Consider the following 17,582-nt stretch of genomic DNA (forward strand, 5'->3'; position numbering starts at 1 on the left):
TTGATCCGCGCATCCGCCTCCGCCGCAATCTCACGGGGATCAGCCCCCTCCCCATGTGACGCCCGGCGCCCCCGCCCCTGTCAACCTGCGCGCCACCGGGTGTAGGGTCCGCGCCATCCGGAGGAACGACGCATGGACGGCACCGCCCCATCGCCCGGCCGCGACCAGCAGGCCGCCTTGCAACGCCTCTATGCCGAGATGCAGCCGCTCAGCCTCTATCCGCTGTGGGAGGTGCTCTCGGCGCTGGTGACGCCGACACCGCGCTCCGCCGCCGTCGCGCATCGCTGGGAATACGGCCCGGCGCGGGATTACCTGATGCGCGCCGGCGGGCTGATCAGCGCCGAGCAGGCGGAACGCCGGGTGCTGATCCTGGAGAACCCCGGCCTTGCCGGCAGCTCCGCCATCATCCCGAGCCTCTACGCCGGCCTGCAGCTCATCCTGCCCGGCGAGGTGGCACCCTGCCACCGCCACACCCAATGCGCGCTGCGCTTCGTGCTGGAAGGCGACGGCGCCTTCACCGCGGTGGATGGCGAGAAGGCGTTGATGCGGCCCTTCGACCTGGTGCTGACGCCGAATTGGCAGTGGCATGACCATGGCAATGCCAGCGCCACGCCGATGATCTGGCTCGACGGCCTCGATATCCCGACCGTGCGCTTCTACGAGGCGAGCTTCGCCGAGCGCCTGGCGGAGCCGGCGCACAGCGAGACCATCCCCGCCGGCGACAGCCTGGCGCGCTACGGCCGCAACCTGCGCCCGTTCCGCGCGACGGCGGCCGACCGCCGCCCGGCGCACCAGCCGCTGTTCCACTACCCTTACGCCGAATGGCGCGCGAGCCTGCTGGCGCTGGCCGCCGCCGAGCCGCCCGACCCGCACCTCGGCCATGCGATGGAATTCGTGAACCCGGCCGATGGAGGGCCGGTGATGCCGACCATCGCCGCCCAGGTTCGCCACCTGCCGGCGGGCTTCGAGACCCGGGCGCGGCGCAGCACCGACGGCACCATCCTGGTGGCCGTTGAGGGGCGCGGCACGGCGCGGGTCGAGGGGCGGGAGTTTCCGCTGGAGGAGCGCGACCTGGTGGTGGTGCCGTCCTGGCAGGCGCTGGAGCTGCGCGCCGAGACGCCCCTGCTGCTGTTCGGCTATTCCGACCGCGCGGCGCAGGAGAAGCTCGGGCTGTATCGGGAGGCGCGGCTGTAGAGGCCGCGCCCGGCGGTGATTTGCGCTATCCGCCGCCCTGCGCCAGCGGGCAGCCGCCCTGGGCGAGCGGCCGATAGGCCTCCTCCAGCGGCACTTCGCGGATCAGCCGATAGACATCGTAACGGCCGGAAGATTCGCTTGGCGCCTTGGCCTGGAACACATAGACCGGGCTGACCCGGCGCCCATCCGGCCGGATCGCGCCACGTCCGAAGACCGCATCCTCCGTCGGGGTCGCCTTCATGCGGGCGACCACCGCCCGGCCATCCGTCGCCCTGCCGAGCGCTTCGACAGCCTTTAGGTAATGTATCACCGCCGCATAGGCATTGGCCTGAAGATCGGTCGGCATCCGCCCGCCCATCCGTTCGGCGAAGCGCCGGCCGAAGCTGCGCGTCCCATCGGTCATATCCCAGTAGAAATTGCTGACGACGATGGCGCCCTGCGTCGCCTCCAGGCCCAGTGACACAATATCCGAGATATAGACCGCGAGGCCAACGACGCGCTGTCCGCGCCGGGTGAGCCCGAACTCCGAGGTCTGTTTCATGGTGTTGATGAAATCGGCCTGGGAATTCGCCAGCGCCACCACCGAAGCGCGCGAGGCCTGGGCCTGCAGCAGCACCGAGGAGAAGTCGGTGGTCCCGAGCGGATGCCGGACCGTGCCGAGGACCCGCCCGCCGGCGCGCGTGACCGCCTCGCCGGATTGCCGTTCGAGGTCATGCCCGAAGGCGTAATCGGCGGTGATATAGAACCAGCTGTCGCCGCCCTGCTGCACCAGCGTCCGGCTCGGCACATTCGACATCGACCAGGTGTCGAGCGAGTAGTGGATGAGGTTCGGCGAGCACGCCTCACCGGAAAGACGGCTGGACACTGCGGCCGTTACCAATGCGACGCGATTGGCCGTGCGCGCCACCTCGCTGACCGCCAGGGCGACGGCGGAGTTGGGCAGGTCGATGATGGCGTCCACGCCTTCCGTATCGAACCACCGGCGGGCGATGGCGGAGCCGGTATCGGCGCGGTTCTGGTGGTCGCCGGACAGGATCTGCACCGGCAGGCCCGCCGCGCGGCCGCCGAAATCCTCCGCCGCCAATTGCGCCGCGACCACCGAGCCTTGTCCAGCCACATCGGCGAAGCTGCCGGAGAGATCGCTCATGATGCCGATACGGACCGCCTCGCGCCGCGGCGCCGGCTGCGCTTGCACCACCGCCGGCAGCCCGGTCGCCAGCCCGCCTACCAGTATGGCGGCCCTCAGTATTGCGCGTCGCATGTGGTGTTTTCTCCCTATGTCGGCCGATTGGCCGATCGTTCAGTATTGGTCCGCGCCGTCCGTGATGCGCGTCCGCAGCGCACAGGCGCGGGCCGGCTCCTCATGCTGGGCATGCTCGCTGGCCTCCAGCAAGACCGGACTGCCATGCTGGCCGCGGCAGGGTTTAGCTGCGCCGCGGGCAGCCTCGGGGCGGGTGCCTGGATAGGCCGGCACGGCGTGCAGGCTTCCACCGGAAGACGACCCATCATGCAGCCCGGCCGTTCCTGAACACCCATCCCGAAGGATGGCCGCCCTGTCCCTGCACGCCGCGGGTGCCTGAATTTCCATCACCTTCGGGCTGGCCGCATGGACGCAGGTCGGTCGACCTGACTATAAAACCGCATGAGGCGAACGTCTGGAATAACGCCTCGGAGCGAGGCGACGATGAATGAATTTGATCAATCCCTGCGTGAGTTCCAGGTTGCGGAACAACATCGGCGTGCCGTTGCGACCTGGCTCAAGGCCTTCGAGACGGCACTGATATCCCGTGATGCCGCGCAGATTGGCGCCTTGTTCCATGCGGACTCCCATTGGCGGGATGTCCTCGCCTTCACCTGGCACATGACGCCGGTCGCTGGCCGCGACAACATCGCCACGCGCCTCGCGGCGGAACAGGCACGCACGGCCGCACATGGATTTCACCTGCCCAAGGGCCGGAGGGCGCCGCGGCTGGTGAAGCGCCTTGGCATCGACAGCATCGAGGCGATCTTCGAATTCGCCACGGCGGAAGGCCGCGGTGCCGGCATCATCCGCCTGGCGCCCGCCGCCGAAGCCGGCGATGCGATGCTGGCCTGGCATATCTCGACCGCGCTCCAGTCGCTGACGGGCCATGAGGAGAAGATCGGCGCCAACCGGCCGACCGGCGCCGCCTATTCGCGGAACTTCGGCGGCGACAACTGGGCGGATGTACGGCGCAAGGCCAGCGCCTATGAGGACCGGAACCCGGCGGTTCTCGTGATCGGCGCCGCCCAGGCGGGGCTCTCGGTCGCCGCGCGGCTCAACCAGCTCGGGGTCGACACGCTCGTCGTCGAGAAATGGCCACGCATCGGCGACAGCTGGCGGCGGCGCTACCACTCGCTGGCGCTACATAATTCCATCCATCTGAACCATCTGCCCTACATGGAATTTCCGCCAACCTGGCCGAAATACATCCCGAAGGACATGCTGGGGAACTGGTTCGAGTTCTACGCCGACGCCATGGAGATCAATTGCTGGACGAATACCGAATTCGTCAGCGGCGAATGGGACGAGGCGGCGAAATGCTGGACCGCTTCGGTGAAGCACGCCGATGGCACAGTGCGCGTGCTGCGGCCCCGGCACCTCGTCTTCGCCAATGGCGTCAGCAGCTATCCCATGATCCCGGATGTCCCGGGGCTGCAGGATTTCAAGGGCCAGGTCATCCACTCCGAGGGCTTCGACAGCGGCGCGGGCTGGGAGGGCAAGAACGCGCTCATCCTCGGCACCGGCAGCAGCGCCAACGATATCGCGCTCGACCTGCACAGCCATGGCGTGAACACGACGCTCATCCAGCGTGGCTCCACGACCGTCGTCTCGATCGACCCGAGCGCCAGGCTCAATGAGGCGATCTGGGATGAGGACGGGCCGCTCGAGGACAAGGACCTGCTCTCGGCCTCGCCGACGCCGCCGATGATCATCAAGGGCTACAAGGCCGTCACCCAGCGCATGCTCCAGCTCGACAAGGAGCTGATCGAGGGCCTCAAGAGCATCGGCTTCCAGCATGATGTCGGCGAGGACGAAACCGGCCATCAGATGAAGTATTTCCGCCGTGGCGGCGGCTACAACCTCGATGCCGGCAGCTCGGCGCTGTTGATCAAGGGCGAGCTGGGCCTGTTGCGCTACGACCGGATCGAATGCTTCACCGCCGAAGGTGCGCTGCTGAAGGATGGCACGACGGTTCCCGCCGATCTCATCATCCTGGCGACCGGCTATTATCCGCAGCAGGAGCTGGTCCGCCGCGCCCTCGGCGAGGAGATGGCCAATCGCATCGGGCCGGTCTGGGGCATCGGTGAGGATGGCCAGCTCAACAACATGTACAAGCGCACGCCGCAGCAAGGCGTGTGGTTCATCGCCGGCGGCCTGGCGCAATGCCGGGTCAACTCCAAATATCTGGCGCTGCAGATCAAGGCGATGGAGCTTGGGAAGCTCGGCCCGCTCTGAGGCACCCCTTCGGGGAAGCTCCGTGTGACAGCGCCTCGACATGCGCCCGGCGTGGCGGTGCCAAGGCGAGGGTTGGTATTGTTCCGGGGCGGCGAAGCTATTGCGCCGCCTCGCCGCCGCTGGTCAGTGGCGCCATTTCATAGCACCCTGTGATGCGGCGGCGGCCGGGATGCCGCCGCGCACAACAGGGAGGAACCCCGATGGGGCAGGTCCAAGGCAAGGCGGCGCTGGTCACCGGCGCCGCATCCGGCATCGGCGCGGCCTGCGCCCGGGCGCTGGCGAAGGCCGGGGCCGCGGTGATGCTCACCGATCTCGACGATGCCCGCGGCGAGGCACTGGCCGCCGAGCTGCGGCAGTCCGGCGCCACCGCGCACTACCTGCACCAGGACGTCACCGACGAGCCTCGCTGGATCGAGGTGGTCGCCGCCTGCGAGGCGCAGCTGGGCAAGCTGGACGTGTTGGTCTCCAACGCCGGCATCGGCATCATCGTGCCGCTGGTGGAGATGCCGCTGGCGGAATGGCGCCGGCAGATGGCGGTCAACGTCGACGGCGTCTTCCTTTCGGTGAAGCACAGCGCGGCGGCGATGCGGCGGGCCGGCGGCGGATCGATGGTGCTGATCTCCTCGGTGGCCGGGCTGCGCGGCTCGGCCGGGCTGGCCGGCTATTCCGCCAGCAAGGGCGCGGTGCGGCTGTTCGCGAAATCCGCGGCGCTGGAGCTTGCCGCCGACCGCATCCGGGTGAACAGCGTGCACCCCGGCATCATCGCCACCCCGATCTGGGACAAGCTGCCGGCCAATCCGCTGAGCGGCCGCAATGCGCCGATCGATCCGAAGGAGATGGCCGCCGGCGTGCCGCTAGGCTTCCCCGCCGCGGCGGCGGATATCGCCGATGGCGTGGTCTTCCTGGCTTCCGACGCATCGCATTACATGACCGGATCGGAACTGGTAATCGATGGCGGGATGACCGCCGGCCGGGCTGGCAGCCTGGCGGTGCGGTAACGCTATCGGGGCGTCGGTCTGGCGCGCCTTTTTATCTGTGCGGCGGGCGAGCGCGCCCAAACCCACGCAGGGTCCGAGGGGCGCTTGTCCTCCCAGCAAGGGTTCGGGGACAGCGTCCCCGATCTAAGCGCTCGTTTCCTACAGATTTCCCGGGGTCGCCGCTTGCAGGGCCAGTCTCCGCCCGCAACCGCCGTGCCTGCCGCCGCGTTGGCCGCGGGACAGGGCGGAGGTGCGCATGGCGGACCCGATGGTGCTGACGGCGGAGGGGGTGCAGCCCACGCCTTTCGAGATCCCCGGATCGCGCGGGCAGTTCCGCATTCAGATCCTCAATGAGGATGCCGGGCGTGGGGTGGTGACCAGCATCGTCCACATCCCTGCCGGCGGCTTCATCCCGGCGCATTACCATGAGGCTGGGCCGGAGATGCATTTCGTTCTGGAAGGCGAGCTGACGGAGCGCGGCCAGCGCCTCGGCCCCGGCGCCTTCCTCACCCAGGCGGCAGGCGTGGTGCATGGCCCGCATGAAAGCGCGGGCGGCGCCCGGGTGCTGACGGTGCAGCACTGGCAGTCGCGCGACGGCGCCTTCGACTTCCACATCGCCGAGCAGGATGGCGCGCCGCGGCCGGGCGACGAGGCGCAGGCGCCACCGGCTGCCGAGGGCGTGCCGACCGAAACCCGGGCCGAAGCCGAGCGCGGCCTCGGCCGCGGCTACGGCTGAAGCGCTACAACACCACCCGCACCGGCCGCGCGGTGCCGCTGAAGGTGGTAGCGATGTCGTCGCGCACCGCGGTGAGGCGCCGGTAGTACTGGTGGGTGTAGTCGACCTCCTTCTCCCCCACCACATCCTGCACGCCGGCGCAATCGACGAAGCAGTACGGCCCCGGAGCGAAGACGCTGGCGTCGTCGCGGTCCGGCGGACCGATCTCGCCCAACCGCTGCATCGCGTTGACCCGCTCGCTCAGCCAGAGGATGCGGTCCTCGGCGCTGTGGTAGAGGGTGGTGCGGCGCGCCAGCGTGGGCATCGCCATCAGCCAGGGCGGCGCGCGGCCGGCCGCGGCCCAGTCGGAGTCCGAGGCGGCCAGCACCGCCTCGTCGAACCGTATGCCCGGGCTCTGGCCGCTGTTCTGCCAGGCGGCGAAGGCGCCCTGCAACGCGACATGGCCCATGCTGTGCGCCAGCAGGAAGACCTTGCGCCCCTGTTCCTGCACCTCCGCCGCCAGCGGCGCCAGCCGGTCGAGGCTGCGTGCCAGGTCGCGGCCGGAGCTGCGGGCGTTATTCTGATCGTCGAGGTAGCGGTTGGCGAGCGGCGTCCGGATCGTGCCCTTGATCGCGAAGCCGAGGATGGTCTCCAGCAGCTCGGCGACGCCGGCGGGGATGGTGCTGCCATCCACCACCCGTCCGGGCGAGGGCCAGGTGAACAGGATGACGGTGCAATCCGCCGCCGGATTGCCAGAAGCGGCGAACCATTCTCGATTGAAGGCGGCGCGTGTCACCGCATCGGCGAAGCTGTTGGCGAAGCCATGCACGAAGACCAGCAGGTTCTTGCCGCTGCCGAGGATGTCGTCCCGCACCGCCTGGCTGAACTCATCCTGGCTGACGTTGACGATCTCCTCCACCCGGCGCTGCTCCAATGTCGCCGGATCGGGGCTGGTGTTGCTGACGAAGGCAACGCCGCAGGAGAGCGAGCGCGCGTCCAGCGGGACCATGCCTGGCCCGAAAGCCTCGGCCGGGATGGCGCCCGCCGGGCCCGGAGCGCGGTTGGTGATGAAGTACACCGTGGTGCGCATGTGCTGATCCTCCCCGGCGTGGAGCCTATGCCGGTTTCACGCGGATCAGAAACGGTCTCTGTGAAATGACCTATGATCAAATACTCCTGGAGTAGGTTCCAGGCTGCCCGATGCGGTCAGCCGGAGCGTGCTACGATCATGCGCGAGGTAGCGATGGCGCCGGGCAAGCTGGCGGCCCCGGCATGTTTCCGAAGGTTGAGGCTTGGAACCTGGACCGCGCCTCGCGTAGCATGCCTCCATGCCTGAGTGGGCAGCCCCGATCGTTTGCCGGCTGGCCTGCATCCCAATAGGCGGGATGCAGGGAGCGTAGACACGCAGCCAGAAGAGCGGCTTACGCACCCCTTCGCCTCGCCGGAAGCGGACGGGGCCTGTTTCGTTGCCGTGCCCTGTCCATCGGCATTCTGATGGAGAGAGAAATGGCGCAGAACATCTACGACACATCCGAGTTCTTCGAGGGCTACAGCCGCCTGGACCGCTCGGTTCATGGCCTCGATGGCGCGCCGGAGTGGCCCGCCATCAAGACCATGCTGCCGGATCTCCAAGGTCGGCGTCTGATCGACCTCGGGTGTGGGTTCGGCTGGTTCGCCCGATGGGCACGAACGCAGGGCGCTTCCTACGTGCTTGGACTGGATCTGTCGGAGAACATGCTTGCGCGGGCGAAGGCGGACACCGCCGACCCGGCCATACGCTATGCAAGGGCAGATCTCGAAACCCTGGAACTCCCTGAGGGCGCGTTTGACCTCGCCTACAGCTCCCTGGCCTTCCACTACATCGAGGATTTCGGCAGGCTGGCCCGCACGGTGTTCCGTGCCCTTGTCCCGGCGGCGCACCTCGTGTTCACCATCGAGCACCCAATCTACATGGCCTCCACGCGTCCGGGCTGGCTGGTACGCGAGGACGGCCAAAGGACCTGGCCCGTAGACAGCTACGCGGCCGAAGGCGCGCGCACGACGGACTGGTTGGGCAAGGGCGTGGTGAAGCAGCACCGAACCCTCGGGACGACCTTGAATACCCTGATCGCCTCCGGCTTTACGATCCGCGAGGTCCAGGAATGGCACCCAACACCGGAGCAAATTGCAGAACGCCCTGCGCTGGCCGAGGAGATGGAACGGCCGATGATGGTCCTGATCTCCGCTCAACGATGAGCTGCAAGCAGAAAGAGCTCAGGTGCTGACGGCGCGTTCCGCAGCGCGCCGGAGCAGGAGGAGGGTGAAGGCGACGAGGTGCAGACCCGCCAGGGTCTCTGGCAGGCGCTCGTAATCGCGGGCAAGGCGGCGAAAGCGAGCCATCCAGCCGAAGGAACGCTTGATGACCCACCGTCTGGGCAGGAGCACGGAGCCACGCCTGGCCTCGGGCAGCAAGGTCAGGCAGGGCGCAACCAGCGCCCATTCCTCGTCAGACACATCGGACGGGTACGGCTTGCGGGACGTCATTCCTCTCAATGAAGCCATGCTCAGGTCCGTAACACTCTCCGAGGCGGGTCGTGCCCGGGATGGGAACACCAGTGGGCGTGCAGCGCGGCTGCGCCGCTTGACCCGTTGCCGGCCCGCCATCACTCTGCGGGCCGCACCAAGCGGGGGAGTCGCGCCATGTTGCCGTTGCACGGCGTGAAGGTCGTCGAGATCGGGCAGAATCTCGCCGGACCCTATGCCAGCGAGATCCTCGGTATGCTCGGCGCCGAGGTGGTGAAGATCGAACGGCCGGAGGGCGATGATGCGCGCGGCTGGGGCCCGCCCTTCCACGCCGGCATCGCCACCAGCTTCCATGCGGTGAACCGCAACAAGCGCAGCATCGTGCTCGACCTGAAGGACCAGGCGGCCCGCGACTGGCTGCAGGGCTTCATCGCCACCCGCGACATCTTCGTCCAGAACATGCGGCCGGGCTCGCTGGAAGGCTTCGGCCTGGGCGCCGAGGCGTTGCGGGCGGCCAATCCGCGGCTGATCTATTGTTCGCTGCACGCTTTTGGCGCGGTCGGGCCGCTGGCGATGCGGCCGGGCTATGAGCCGATCATGCAGGCCTTCAGCGGCATGTTCAGCGTCAACGGCCTGGCCGAGGCGCCGCCGGCGCGGGTCGGGATGCAGGTGCTCGACCTCGGCACCGGGGTCTGGGCGGCGCTCGGCTGCCTCGCCGCCTTGCAGCGGCGGCAGCTGACCGGTGAGGGCAGCATCGTCGATACCTCGCTGTTCGAGACCGGGCTCGGCTGGATGGCGCAGCATTTCTGCGGCTATTTCGAGAGCGGCCGGCAGCCGCCGCGGCACCGCAGCGGCAATCCGAAGCTGATCGTCTTTCAGGCCTTCGACACGCTGGATGGCGAGATCGTCGTTGCCGCGGCGAATGACCGGCTGTTCGCCAAGATGACCGTGGCGCTTGGCCACCCGGAATGGGGCGAGGATCCGCGCTTCCGGACCAACGCCGACCGCATCGCCCACCGCGAGATCATCATCCCGCTGCTGGAAGGCGCGATGCGGACGAAGACCAGCGCCGAATGGTCGGAGATCCTGGAGGCGGCGGGGATTCCCTGCTCGCCGATCCATGACCTGGCAGCCGTCGCGGCGCATCCGCAGACCGAGGCGATCGGCATGATCCAGACGATGCCGGGCTATGACTTGCGCGGCATCGCCCTGCCGGTGTCCTTCGACGGCGAGCGCCCGCCGATCGAGCGCGGCGCGCCGCGGCTCGGCGAGGCGAATGCGGAGTATGGCGCGCCGATGCCGCCGCTCACTCGCGCAGGTTGAAGCGGCGGATCACCGCCTCCCCGCGCGCCTTCTCTTCCAGCACCAGGGCGCGGAAGCTGTCCGGGTCGGTGCGCTCGGTGGCTTCGACACCAGACTCGCCCAGCTTCCGCCGCAGCTCCGGATCGGCCAGGGCGGCATTCAGCGCCGCGCCCAGCCGTGCGACGATCTCCGGTGGCGTGCCGGCGCGCAGCTCAAGCCCGGTCCAGGTGAAGGAGATCAGATTTGGGAAGCCCTGCGCCGCGGTGGTCGGCACCTCGGGGATCGGTGCCAGCGGCGTCTTGTAGCTGACCGCGATCGCCCGCAGCTCGCCCGAGCGCACCGCCGCCTGGATGCCCGGCAGCGGGATGAGGTAGGCGTCGAGCCGCCCGGCCAGCAGGTCGGTCATCAAGGGGCCGGTGCCGCGGTAGCGCACCTCCTCCACCTCGATCCCCAGCTCCTGCCCCACAAAATGCGAGGTGTAGCTGATGCTCGGGGAGCCGAAGCGCAGCGGCTCGCGGCGGGTGCGGCCATAGGCTTGCAGCTCCTGCAGGTTCCGCGCCGGCACCGAGGGATGCACCACCAGCACGTTCGGGCTGACGCCGACCAGGCCGACCGGCACGAGCACCTCAAGCGGGTCGAATGCCATCGGCGTGCCCAGCGCGCGGGCGACCAGCACCGCGGCGGTGGAGAACATCACCGAATAGCCATCGGCCGGCGCCTGCAGCACCGAGCTTATCGCCGGCACCCCGCCGCCGCCGCCGCGGTTCTCCACCACGATCTGCTGGCCCAGCTCGGCGCTCATGCGGGTGGCGACGGCGCGGGCCGTGAGATCGGTGCCGCCGCCGGCGGCGTAGCCCACCACCAGGCGGATCGGCCGGTCCGGATAGGCGGCGAGCGCCGGCGCCGCCAGGGCACCGGCCGCCAGCGCCAGGAGCCCGCGGCGCAGCAGGGAAGGCGGGCTGGCGTTCGGCATGTTGTTTCCTCCGATTATTCGGGCTTCACTCTGGCCTTCTTCAACGGCCTTGGTCCAGCGGGCGGCCTTACGCCGGATGCGCCCGCCGAACCCTGGCAGCAACTCCCCGAACCGCCGCAGCTTGGCACCGCCCCGGGACAGGTGCTCTGCCGCGGAGGCGTGCCCATGCGCCGATCGGGAGGGATCATCGTGGCTCCCGCAGAGGGCACAGCGGTTCTCCGGGCGTTCTCAGCCCCGCGCCAGCAGCTCCAGCGTCCGCTGATCCGGCACGCCGCCGCAGTATTTCTCCAGCGCCGCGCGGAACACCGAGGCGCCGGGCCGCGCCGTGGCGAAGAGCGTCATGGAGGAGTGGAATTTCAGATCGTCCGGGCTGCCGAAGATCGCGTGCAGGCTCCGGCCGGTGACGGCGTTGACCAGCGCCGTGCAGTCCTCCAGCCGCGGCCCGAGCAGCGGATGCGCCAGATAGGCCTCCGCCTCGGCCAGCGAGGCGATGCCGTAGTGCAGCGCGGTCGGGCTTTGCCCGAGGCCGTGCAATTGCGGGAAGACGAACCACATCCAGTGGGTCCGCTTCCGCCCCTCGGCCAGCTCCCGCCGCACGGCGGGCAGCACCCGGTCCTGCGCCTGCACGAAGCGGTCGAGGTCGAAACTCATTCCGGTTCGATTCCTGCCATCTTGACGAAGCGCGACCATTTCTGCTGCTCGTTCAACACCAGCGCGGCGATCTGGTCGAGGCTGTAGGCCGCCGGCAGGAAGCCGAATTCGGTCAGCCGGCTGCGCGCCGGCTCGGCCAGGATCGCGGCATTGACCAGGTCGTTCAGCCGCTGCGCCACCGCCAGCGGCGTCGCCGCCGGCAGGGCGACGCCGAGGAAGCCGGTCAGCACGAAATCCGGCCAGGTCTCGCTCAGCGCCGGCAACTCGGGCCAGCGGTCCCAGCGGCCCTGGCGGGTGATGGCGATGGCCCGCGTCTGGCCGTTGCGCAGATAGGAATCGCCGGCGGTGGTGTCGACGAAGATGAAATGCAGCCGCCCGGCCAGCAGGTCGGCGAAGGCAGTGCCGATGGCGCGGTAGGGCACGCCCTGGAAGCTGGCGCCCGACATCACCCCGAGCAGCTCCCCCGGCACGCGGGAGGAGGCGTTGAAATGCCCGAAGTTCAGCGTGCCGGGCCTGGCCTTCGCCGCCGCCACCAGCTCGGCCACGTCGCGCCAGGGCGCCTCCGGCCGCACCATCAGATAGGAGCCGTTGGAGCCGAAGAAGCCGATGGTGCGGAAATCCTTCACCGGGTCATAGGGCAGGTCGCGCATGGTGGAGGGGTTGGCGGAATGCGTGCTGGTCGTCGCCAGCAGCAGGGTCAACCCGTCCGGCGCCGCCTGCTTCACCGCCATGGTGCCGATTACCCCATTGGCGCCGGGGCGGTTGTCCACCACCACCGGCTGGCCGGTGGTGCCCTCGATGTACTGCGCGATCAGCCGGGCGGTGATGTCGCCCGAGCCACTCGGCGCGAAGGGAACGATGATGCGCAGGCTGCGCTGCGGGCCCTGGGCAAGGGCGGGCAGCGCCAAGGGGGCGGCGAGCGGGGCGATGAGGGTGGCGAGCGCCGCGCGACGCCGCATCATGCGAGCCCCCGGGCGCTGGCATCGATGAGGTGTAGGGTTGCTTTCATTCTGGTCGTTCCGGACGCTTCCTGCGGTGGGCGAGCTTCCCCCCATTCGCGCGTGACGACAACCGCCCGCGGGCGGCGAGCCCCCCCTATGAAGGCATGGGGTTTCGCTGGTTGAATGGCACAGGAGGATCGGGAAGATGGGATCGCATCGCTTGGCGCCGTACCGGCGCAGCCTGCTGGCGCTGCCCTTGCTGGCACGCACCGCGCGGGCCGAGGAAAGCTGGCCGTCGCGGCCGGTGCGCCTCGTCATCCCCTTCGGCCCCGGCGGGCCGATCGACACTGTCGGCCGGATGCTGGCGGAGCATCTGCGTGACCGCCTCGGCCAGCCCTTCGTTATCGATAACCGACCTGGCGCCGGTGGCAGCATCGGCATCCGCGCCGTGGTGCAATCGCCGCCGGATGGCACTGCCTTCGTGCTGACCAGCTCCTCCCTGGCCAGCGTGCCGGCGCTGTATCCGAACCAGGGCCTCGACCCGCGCAGCGCGATGACGCCGGTCAGCCTGGTGGCCGAGGTGCCGACCGCCATGGTGGTACGGACGGATGGGCCTTATCGCAGCGTCGCGGATGTGGTGGCGGCGGCGAAGGCGCGGCCGAATACGCTCACCTATGGCAGCGGCGGCGTCGGCTCCTCCAACCACCTGTCGGGCGCGCTCTTCGCCTCGGCGGCCGGGGTCGCGCTGGAGCACATCTCCTACCGCGGCGCGGCTCCGGCGATGCTCGCGCTGCTCAGCGGCGAGATCGACATGGTCTTCGCCAGCACGGTGGAGACCCTGCCGCATGTCCGTGCCGGCCGCGCCCGGCTGCTCGGCGTGGCGACCGAACAGCGGGTGCCCTCGCTGCCGGACACGCCGGCGATCAACGAGCTGGTGCCGGGCTATGTCGCGCTGAACTGGTACGCCATCGCCGCGCCGCGCGGCTTGCCGCCGGCCATCCTGGCACGCCTCGCCGGGACATTGGCGGGGCTGCGCGAACTGCCGGAGATCCGCAGCCGTTTCGCCGCCGCCGGGACCGAGCCACTGCTGACCGGGCCGGAGGCGCTGACGCGGCTGCTGGAGAGTGACGTGCCAAAATGGCAGCGGGTGGTAGCGGAAGCCGGCATCCGGGTGGAATAATGCCCGCCGAAGGACCGCACCGGCGGCCGGAATTTGGGAAGGAAACGCAGATGAGCCGCACCGTGGGCCGGGTTCTGGCCGAAAGCCTGATCGCGCATGGCATCGACACCATCTGGATGGTGCCGGGCGAAAGCTTCCTCGGCCTGACCGATGCGCTGACCGAGGTGCCGGAGGTTCGCCTCATCGTCTGCCGGCACGAAGGCGGCGCCGGCTTCATGGCGGTGGCCGATGGCCGGATGCGCGAAGGCCGTGCCGGCGTGCTGCTGGTCTCCCGCGGCCCCGGCCTGTCCAACGCCATGGTCGCGCTGCACACCGCCTATCATGACGCGACGCCGCTGGTGGTGCTGTGCGGCCAGGTGGAGCGCAAGGATTTCGGCCGGCTCGCGCTGCAGGAGCAGAATTACTCCAAGCTGCTGGCCGATGTGACCAAGGACGTCATCGAGGTGAATGAGGTGGTGCAGGCGAGCGAGAGCATCGCCCGGGCCTTCCACCTGGCGGAAAGCGGCACGCCGGGTCCGGTCGCCGTCATCCTGCCGGAGGACATCTTCGACGAGCCGACCGAGGCGCCGGTGGCGAAGCCCCGCCCCCGCGTCTACGGCGGCGCCCGCGAGGAAGACCTCGACAAGCTTGCCGACATGCTGGCCAAGGCCGAGCGGCCGCTGGTCTGGGTCGGTGGCGCGCTGGCCAATGCCGGCGCCGGTACGCTCGATGAGCTGCGCCAGCTTGCCGAGCAATGGGTGCTGCCGGTCTCGCCGACGCATCGCCGGCCGCAGCTCTTTGATGCCGGGCACCCCAACTACGGCGGCTACATGGGCATCCGCGTGCCGAAGCAGCTGGTCGAGGAGATGAAGAAGGCCGATCTGCTGGTCTCGCTCGGCGAGCGCCTCACCGATTCGGTCAGCCAGTCCTACAGCTTCCCGACCGCGCCCGATCCGCAGCTGCCGCTGGTGCATGTCTGGCCGGATGCGAACGAGATCGGCCGCGTCTTCCGCCCCGACCTCGGCATCGCCGCCGAGCCCGCCGCCATCATCCGCGCCCTGCTGAAGCGCGGCGCGCCGGCCGGGGCGGCGAAGCGCGCCGGCTGGGTGGCCGGGCTGAACACGATCCACAACACGCTGATGCAGCCGAACTGGGACAGCATGAGCGACGGCGTGAATTTCGCCGCCATCTGCGTCGAGGTCGGCAAGCATCTGGCGCCGGATGCGGCGGTGACCTCGGATGCCGGGAATTTCTCCTCCTTCATCCATCGCTACATCGGCTTCCGGCCCGGGCAGAATTTCCTCTCCTCCGTCGTCGGCGCCATGGGCGCCGGCGTGCCGATGGCGGTGGCCGCCGCCATCCGCCGGCCGGGCAAGCAGGCGGTGGCCTTCGTCGGCGACGGCGGCGCGCTGATGTCGGGGAATGAGATCGCGACGGCCATGCAGTATGGCGCGGCGCCGATCATCATCCTCTCCGACAACAAGCGCTACGGCACCATCGGCATGCACCATGAGGTGCGCTACCCGAATCGCCCCTATGAGGATGCGGTGCGCCTGACCAACCCGGATTTCGCCGCCTGGGCCCGGGTGTTCGGCGCCGAGGGCATCACCATCTCGACCGAGGCCGAGGTGGAGGAGGGCATCGCCCGCGCCTTCGCGGTGAAGACGAAGCCGGTGGTGGTGCATGTCCACACCTCTGCCGAGCAGATGAGCGCCTGGCGCCGCCGCGGCGCGCCGCGGGTGCACGGGTGATGCTGCGGCGCAGCCTGCTACTGGCCGCGGGCGCCGTCGCGGCGCCGGCGGTGGTGCGCGCCCAGGACAACTGGCCCGAGCGTCCGGTGCGGCTGGTGGTGCCCTATGCGCCGGGCGGCCCCTCCGACATCCTCGGCCGCACCCTGGCCGCCGCGCTGTTCGAGGCCTGGAAGCAGCCGGTGGTGGTGGAGAACCGGCCGGGTGCCGGCAGCAGCATCGGCACCGATCTGGTCGCCCGCGCCGCGCCGGACGGCTACACCCTGCTGCTGGCGGCGACGGCGCATGTGATGAACCCGGCGCTGATGCCGCGGCTGCCCTTCGACGCGGTGCGCGACTTCACCGCCATCATCAACACCGCCTTCCACCCGATGGTGCTGGTGGTGCATCCCTCGACGGGCGTGACCGACGTGCCGGGCTTCATCGCGGCGTCCAAGGCCCGGCCAGGCGGGCTGACCATGGGCTCGGCCGGTGTCGGCAATGCCAGCCACCTGGCGGCGGCGCTGTTCGCCTCGGTCGCCGGCATCGAGTTCACCCATGTGCCCTTCGGCGGCGCCGCGCCGGCCCAGGCGGCGATCCTCTCGGGCCAGGTGCAGGCGGGATTCCTGAACTCCACCGTCGCGGTGCCGCAGCTCCGCGGCGGCGCGCTGCGCGGGCTGGCGGTGGCGGATGCGAAGCCGTGGCGGGAGTTGCCGGAGTTGCCGACCCTCGCCTCCCTCGGTCATGCCGGGGCGGAGGCGGGGTCCTGGTATGGCGTCCTCGCCCCGGCGAAGCTGCCAGCGCCGCTGGTACAGCGGCTGCACCGCGACATTCTGGCGGCGCTGCACCTGCCCGCGGTGCGCGAGCGCATCCTGGCCGCCGGCCTCGACCCGCTGGAGGTGGGGCCGGAGGCGTTCCAGGCGCAGATCGCGGCCGAGACAGCGAAATGGGGGAAGGTGGTGCGCGACGCCGGGATCACGCCGGACTAGGGCCTGTTGACATTGGGGATTCCTCCGGCTGGCCGGCTGTGATTCAAACTCCGCTTTGGCGGGGTTGGGGCGATGCTGGAACAGGGTCGGTTCGTGGTGGGCGACGCGGTGTGGGAGAAGGTCGCGCCACTGTTGCCCGGCAAGGCGTCTGACCCTGGTACGACGGCCAGGGACAATCGCCTGTTCCTTGAGGCGGTGCTGTGGCGGGTGCGGACGGGCTCACCGTGGCGCGACCTTCCGGGCGAGTTCGGCCGCTGGAACAGCGTCTTCCAGCGGTTCCGCCGTTGGGTGAAGGGCGGCATCTTCGAGCGCGTCTTCGCATGCCTGTCCGGCGAGCCGGACTTCGAATATGCGCTGATCGACGGCACTATCGTCACCGCCCACCAGAAGGCGAGTGGCGCCAGGGGGGGACCCGGAGCCAAGCCATCGGCCGCTCGCGCGGCGGCCTGACCACCAAGATCGTCGCCCTGGTCGATGCACTCGGCAATCTGGTGCGCTTCATCCTGCTGCCCGGCCAGCGCCACGACAGCGTTGGCGTGCAGCCGCTGATTGAGGGTGTCGTCTTCGGCGCTCTGCTCGGCGACAAAGCGTTCGACATCGACTGGCTCAGAGCGGAGCTTGACGGTCGTGGGGCCGCTGCGGTGATCCCACCCAAGGCCAACCGCAAGGCCGCTATCAACTTCGACCGCGAGATGTACCGCTGGCGCCACATCATCGAGAACACTTTCGCCAAGCTGAAAGAGTTCAGGGCCGTCGCCACGCGATACGACAAGACCGACACCAGCTACGCCGCCATCATTCATCTCGCGGCCGCGATCATCGCCTCGCGCTGAACGTCAACAGGCCCTAGCACTACTTCGGCACTTTCATTCGCGCTTGTGTAGGTCGATGAACTCGCGGCATCTGGGACATCGCAGCCGGATGGCGGCAGCGAGCTGAGCCAGCAGTGCGCGCCGGATGGCGGGCAAGGTGGG

Annotated in this window: 15 protein-coding genes and 2 pseudogenes; 10 read left to right on the forward strand and 7 right to left on the reverse strand. The window is 69.3% G+C overall.

Features of this window, described 5'->3' with window-relative positions; translation table 11 throughout:
• Positions 1-132 precede the first annotated feature (132 nt).
• Complete coding sequence (gene gtdA / locus H7965_RS22935) at positions 133-1,194, forward strand: gentisate 1,2-dioxygenase (protein ID WP_186772907.1); 1,062 nt, start codon at positions 133-135, stop codon at positions 1,192-1,194.
• Between the two features lie 25 nt (positions 1,195-1,219).
• Here the strand turns inward: gtdA and H7965_RS22940 are convergent, their stop codons facing one another.
• A complete protein-coding gene (locus H7965_RS22940; protein WP_186772908.1) occupies positions 1,220-2,455 on the reverse strand; it encodes an ABC transporter substrate-binding protein in 1,236 nt (411 codons plus the stop codon).
• A gap of 369 nt (positions 2,456-2,824) precedes the next feature.
• Entirely contained in the window at positions 2,825-3,127 is a 303-nt protein-coding gene (locus H7965_RS30450; RefSeq protein WP_222440760.1) for a hypothetical protein, read from the reverse strand.
• Between the two features lie 39 nt (positions 3,128-3,166).
• Here H7965_RS30450 and H7965_RS22945 point away from each other — a divergent pair, with 39 nt between their 5' ends.
• From H7965_RS22945 to H7965_RS22955, 3 genes are all read left to right on the forward strand, one after another.
• The gene (locus tag H7965_RS22945; protein ID WP_222440761.1) at positions 3,167-4,672 is read left to right on the forward strand and encodes a flavin-containing monooxygenase; all 1,506 of its coding nucleotides are present in this window, start codon (positions 3,167-3,169) and stop codon (positions 4,670-4,672) included.
• A gap of 200 nt (positions 4,673-4,872) precedes the next feature.
• On the forward strand, positions 4,873-5,670 hold the full coding sequence (locus H7965_RS22950) for a glucose 1-dehydrogenase (RefSeq protein WP_186772910.1): 798 nt from the start codon (positions 4,873-4,875) through the stop codon (positions 5,668-5,670).
• Between the two features lie 235 nt (positions 5,671-5,905).
• A complete protein-coding gene (locus H7965_RS22955) occupies positions 5,906-6,385 on the forward strand; it encodes a cupin domain-containing protein (protein WP_186772911.1) in 480 nt (159 codons plus the stop codon).
• A 4-nt stretch (positions 6,386-6,389) separates the two neighbouring features.
• Here the strand turns inward: H7965_RS22955 and H7965_RS22960 are convergent, their stop codons facing one another.
• Entirely contained in the window at positions 6,390-7,454 is a 1,065-nt protein-coding gene (locus tag H7965_RS22960; RefSeq protein WP_186772912.1) for an alpha/beta fold hydrolase, read from the reverse strand.
• A gap of 416 nt (positions 7,455-7,870) precedes the next feature.
• On the opposite strand from H7965_RS22960, the gene H7965_RS22965 reads away from it, so the two are divergent.
• Positions 7,871-8,599 carry a class I SAM-dependent methyltransferase gene (locus H7965_RS22965; RefSeq protein ID WP_186772913.1) on the forward strand — a complete coding sequence of 243 codons (729 nt, stop codon included), beginning with the start codon at positions 7,871-7,873 and terminating at the stop codon, positions 8,597-8,599.
• 18 nt (positions 8,600-8,617) lie between these two features.
• Here the strand turns inward: H7965_RS22965 and H7965_RS22970 are convergent.
• A pseudogene (locus H7965_RS22970) lies at positions 8,618-8,809 on the reverse strand (transposase); the annotation flags it as partial.
• 234 nt (positions 8,810-9,043) lie between these two features.
• Here H7965_RS22970 and H7965_RS22975 point away from each other — a divergent pair.
• Positions 9,044-10,189, forward strand: coding sequence for a CaiB/BaiF CoA transferase family protein (locus H7965_RS22975; RefSeq protein WP_186772914.1), 1,146 nt, complete (start codon positions 9,044-9,046; stop codon positions 10,187-10,189).
• On the opposite strand, the gene H7965_RS22980 is transcribed toward H7965_RS22975, so the two are convergent.
• The 3 genes from H7965_RS22980 to H7965_RS22990 all read right to left on the reverse strand — a co-directional run bounded on the left by H7965_RS22980 (position 10,173) and on the right by H7965_RS22990 (position 12,754).
• Positions 10,173-11,141 carry a Bug family tripartite tricarboxylate transporter substrate binding protein gene (locus H7965_RS22980; protein WP_186772915.1) on the reverse strand — a complete coding sequence of 323 codons (969 nt, stop codon included), beginning with the start codon at positions 11,139-11,141 and terminating at the stop codon, positions 10,173-10,175. The two genes, H7965_RS22975 and H7965_RS22980, sit on opposite strands and share 17 nt — an antisense overlap.
• Positions 11,142-11,369: 228 nt before the next feature.
• Complete coding sequence (locus H7965_RS22985) at positions 11,370-11,792, reverse strand: DUF1810 domain-containing protein (protein ID WP_186772916.1); 423 nt, start codon at positions 11,790-11,792, stop codon at positions 11,370-11,372.
• Positions 11,789-12,754 (reverse strand): Bug family tripartite tricarboxylate transporter substrate binding protein, encoded by a 966-nt coding sequence (locus H7965_RS22990; protein WP_186772917.1) that lies wholly within the window; start codon positions 12,752-12,754, stop codon positions 11,789-11,791. Before H7965_RS22990 ends, H7965_RS22985 begins: the two co-directional genes overlap by 4 nt.
• 184 nt (positions 12,755-12,938) lie before the next feature.
• On the opposite strand from H7965_RS22990, the gene H7965_RS22995 reads away from it, so the two are divergent.
• The 4 genes and pseudogenes from H7965_RS22995 (at position 12,939) to H7965_RS23010 (ending at position 17,441) form a co-directional block, all read left to right on the forward strand.
• Entirely contained in the window at positions 12,939-13,913 is a 975-nt protein-coding gene (locus H7965_RS22995) for a Bug family tripartite tricarboxylate transporter substrate binding protein (protein ID WP_186772918.1), read from the forward strand.
• A 50-nt stretch (positions 13,914-13,963) separates the two neighbouring features.
• Positions 13,964-15,643: a thiamine pyrophosphate-dependent enzyme gene (locus H7965_RS23000; RefSeq protein WP_186772919.1), complete on the forward strand. Its 1,680-nt coding sequence runs from the start codon at positions 13,964-13,966 to the stop codon at positions 15,641-15,643.
• Entirely contained in the window at positions 15,643-16,608 is a 966-nt protein-coding gene (locus tag H7965_RS23005) for a tripartite tricarboxylate transporter substrate binding protein (protein WP_186772920.1), read from the forward strand. The genes H7965_RS23000 and H7965_RS23005 overlap by 1 nt, the downstream gene beginning before the upstream one ends.
• Before the next feature lie 72 nt (positions 16,609-16,680).
• Positions 16,681-17,441 (forward strand): annotated as a pseudogene (locus tag H7965_RS23010) (IS5 family transposase).
• The last annotated feature ends 141 nt before the right edge of the window (positions 17,442-17,582 follow it).

Source organism: Siccirubricoccus deserti (genome assembly GCF_014283215.1).
Taxonomy (GTDB): Bacteria; Pseudomonadota; Alphaproteobacteria; order Acetobacterales; family Acetobacteraceae; genus Siccirubricoccus; species Siccirubricoccus deserti.

Excerpts from the sequence above, each read along its gene's own strand:
- gtdA (WP_186772907.1), top strand. The coding sequence starts at position 133 with ATGGACGGCACCGCCCCATCGCCCGGCCGCGACCAGCAGGCCGCCTTG.
- H7965_RS22940 (WP_186772908.1), bottom strand. The coding sequence starts at position 2,455 with ATGCGACGCGCAATACTGAGGGCCGCCATACTGGTAGGCGGGCTGGCG.
- H7965_RS30450 (WP_222440760.1), bottom strand. The coding sequence starts at position 3,127 with ATGTGCGGCCGTGCGTGCCTGTTCCGCCGCGAGGCGCGTGGCGATGTT.
- H7965_RS22950 (WP_186772910.1), top strand. The coding sequence starts at position 4,873 with ATGGGGCAGGTCCAAGGCAAGGCGGCGCTGGTCACCGGCGCCGCATCC.
- H7965_RS22955 (WP_186772911.1), top strand. The coding sequence starts at position 5,906 with ATGGCGGACCCGATGGTGCTGACGGCGGAGGGGGTGCAGCCCACGCCT.
- H7965_RS22960 (WP_186772912.1), bottom strand. The coding sequence starts at position 7,454 with ATGCGCACCACGGTGTACTTCATCACCAACCGCGCTCCGGGCCCGGCG.
- H7965_RS22965 (WP_186772913.1), top strand. The coding sequence starts at position 7,871 with ATGGCGCAGAACATCTACGACACATCCGAGTTCTTCGAGGGCTACAGC.
- H7965_RS22975 (WP_186772914.1), top strand. The coding sequence starts at position 9,044 with ATGTTGCCGTTGCACGGCGTGAAGGTCGTCGAGATCGGGCAGAATCTC.
- H7965_RS22980 (WP_186772915.1), bottom strand. The coding sequence starts at position 11,141 with ATGCCGAACGCCAGCCCGCCTTCCCTGCTGCGCCGCGGGCTCCTGGCG.
- H7965_RS22985 (WP_186772916.1), bottom strand. The coding sequence starts at position 11,792 with ATGAGTTTCGACCTCGACCGCTTCGTGCAGGCGCAGGACCGGGTGCTG.
- H7965_RS22990 (WP_186772917.1), bottom strand. The coding sequence starts at position 12,754 with ATGATGCGGCGTCGCGCGGCGCTCGCCACCCTCATCGCCCCGCTCGCC.
- H7965_RS22995 (WP_186772918.1), top strand. The coding sequence starts at position 12,939 with ATGGGATCGCATCGCTTGGCGCCGTACCGGCGCAGCCTGCTGGCGCTG.
- H7965_RS23000 (WP_186772919.1), top strand. The coding sequence starts at position 13,964 with ATGAGCCGCACCGTGGGCCGGGTTCTGGCCGAAAGCCTGATCGCGCAT.
- H7965_RS23005 (WP_186772920.1), top strand. The coding sequence starts at position 15,643 with ATGCTGCGGCGCAGCCTGCTACTGGCCGCGGGCGCCGTCGCGGCGCCG.